Annotated in this window: 2 protein-coding genes; both read right to left on the minus strand. The window is 34.3% G+C overall.

Annotated features, from left to right (window positions below; all coding sequences use genetic code 11):
• Positions 1 to 72 precede the first annotated feature (72 nt).
• Positions 73 to 1,062, minus strand: coding sequence for a hypothetical protein (locus tag Q366_RS19045; protein ID WP_035242376.1), 990 nt, complete (start codon positions 1,060 to 1,062; stop codon positions 73 to 75).
• A 427-nt stretch (positions 1,063 to 1,489) separates the two neighbouring features.
• A complete protein-coding gene (locus Q366_RS19050) occupies positions 1,490 to 2,785 on the minus strand; it encodes a P-loop ATPase, Sll1717 family (RefSeq protein ID WP_051958170.1) in 1,296 nt (431 codons plus the stop codon).
• Positions 2,786 to 2,869: the final 84 nt, after the last annotated feature.

Raw genomic sequence — 2,869 nt, forward strand, 5'->3', positions numbered from 1 at the left:
ATTTGTTTGCACAATGTCCTCCACAATTTTCATGTAGAAGATCAGCATATCAGATCAATAACGTTCTGTCTATTATTTTATATGTCGCTGCAGTGCTATACTTTCCCCAAATTTATTTTTTTCGATGGCCTCACTGATTCTTATCCGGCAACACTCTCCATTCAATATTGGAACGCCATGTATATTTTTTTGCCATTTTCTTTTAAGTGAGTTTTTAACAGAGCAACGAAAATTTAATAAAAGATCATCATCTATATTCGTCTCGCTTTTGGGGATTAGCAAACAGGGTAAAGCTTCTTTTTTTGTGCCCAATATTCCGGGCCTACAATGATAGTTATCTTGAATATCTCTCTTTGTTGGGGTTCGTCCTTCTCTACAATCTACATTACGCTTGTAGACCAACAACCCCCTAATAGGAGATCGAATAGTGAATGTATCTATATAAGGCTTTCTTAGCTCAAAAAAATCATGAACGTAATAAAGGAGGGATAATATTTTATTGGTCGATTTCGACAACTCACTGTGATAGAAATAAAATCGAATCTCCATCAGAATATCGCCAATTTCCACCCATTGACCAATTTGATTTTCAACAATCTCTATGTAATGGGGGAATTGTGCCACAACTTTGGGAAATCCCAATTCTTCAAGGCTCGGAATAAAGAGGAGATTGTCAGAAAATTCAATTTCCTGAGGAACTGCGCTATATTTTTTTTTCTCTAAATATATTTCTTCTAATTGCTTTTGTTTCTCGGTTTTTTCTTTTTGTTCACATTCCTTTGATTTTTTGCCTTTGAGGTACTCCAGAAATAATGTAACGAGGATGGTTAGTATGACTCCTGCCAACGCACTTAAATATATATCTAAAATATCCTGATGAGCAAGATAGAATTGTTTAACAAATAATGAAAGAGTACGAATTTCGGCCAGAGCCTTTGTATGTAATTCATTCCAAGCTATTCCCTTTTCTTTAAGAACGGAGCCTATGATAGCGCATCCAATGCCTATATACATAGTGGTAAGAAAGGCGTACCCAAGAATATTTTTAAACTTTTCTATCATCTTTGAGGCATATATACGTTAAGAATTATGATAACGATAAAAATATTTAACGGATTTTTAACAAATTTTCATTTTCCCCGCAAATAAACGCCTCCACTTTGACATTTTTAAGTTTTTTGCCTGGACGAATATTTTATAATTTTTGGGATTTTTTCCGATTTTTTTCATGTACAAAACACGATTCCTAAAATGAATTCACGGCCTCTCAAGACTGACACGATATATTGACGCTGAAAAATTTCCGAAACACTCCGGACTTATAGACAAATTGTGGGGTCCGCTTTTTCTTAACAAATGGTCTGCAAAAATTGGCTTTATATCCAGTTCCCTTGAAAAAGTATTTGTCCGGGCATTGATCTCCTGGTCAACCGAACCGCCCTGTTGCGAGATCACGTATGCCGGGTGGTGATGGGGAGTCCTATTCCGATTATGCTCCTGATCCATTTTTTCTGTGCATACGGCCCACATTTAATGCTTTATGGAGGCCATAATGTATCCGATATGTTGCATTTGGGCTCACCTTGGGAGATATGTTTGAAGGGCTCCTTTCTCTATAACACCATCGAAAGAAAAATTCATTTTCATACTCCTCAATAAAGCAAAGGATATTTGTGTCATAAAGGAATTGTAAAAAATCATTTTCGCTTTCTACAAATTTTGGAATATCATTATGATTATCCAATACGAAGTCTATAAAATTGTTATAAACTTTTAGATATTTTGAGTAATTAAATTGATCTTCTCCCTCAAGAAAATTAAAAAACTTTAGGAACATATTATAATCGGCTTCATCATAGTAAAATGAAAGTTGATCTTTTATTCCACCCATTAAATATTGAGAGTATTTGTTTTGGAAATCATTATTATTAAAAAGTAATTCATCAAAAGCAGCGTCTGCACTCCTTTTTTTTTGATGATGTTCCTCCTTTAATATTTGGACCATTGTTACAATGTCTCTTGGTCTCGAATAGGATAATCTAAGAAATTGTATAAAAGATGGATCATAATCTCGATTGGGATTTGTGCTGGGAGATTGCCAAGGGAAATAATTATCCCAAGCCACCCCTTCTTCGATCTGATCACTTTGTTGAGCTCGTAATAATTTATCCGACAGTTCAAACAGATGAGATGTTCGATAACTAGGATATGTAGTACGCCAATCTAAAAAGACCGAATTATCACGGATTTTGTTAGTTAGATTCTGGAGGCCAATAGAATTAAAAATATCCGGCCGTAATAATAGTATTACCCGAAAACGCCCTTTAGAGTCTCGAATGTTTGCAAAAAAATCATTATTTAAATTCCATGCAGCATTTGCTAAACCCTTTATGCATTCCAAGTACTCATCATAAGGTATAGAACCGGGTCTAATATCTATACCATCTATAAACAATAAGTGATTATTCTTCAATTTTATAGAGGACAGAGCCGTCTCAAACTGCTTTTGAATATACATTAAATTTATCTGAAAGCGTGATTCTGAAAAAGAGGTATTTAATGTTTCTTCTCCTCCAATTTTTAGATGCTTAGTTATTAATTCTGCCGCAAGTTTTGAGTTTTCAATAAAATTTAAAACGGAGATAATCTCTGGAGAAAATGCATGTAAATAATATTCATCAACGGCTTGTAATATAGATTTAAGCTTGGAAGATTTACTAAAAGCGAAATGATCTAATTCCTTTTCATTAATACTTTTTGGGTGCTCACCCGCTATCAATGTCATAAAGTTAACGGCAAGGTTTTAAATTCATATGATGCTCCCTTTTGGCAACTTTATGTTTTCGTTCAAATTTACGCCCAGGTCTAA

This window comes from Desulfobacter vibrioformis DSM 8776, assembly GCF_000745975.1.
Taxonomy (GTDB): Bacteria; Desulfobacterota; Desulfobacteria; order Desulfobacterales; family Desulfobacteraceae; genus Desulfobacter; species Desulfobacter vibrioformis.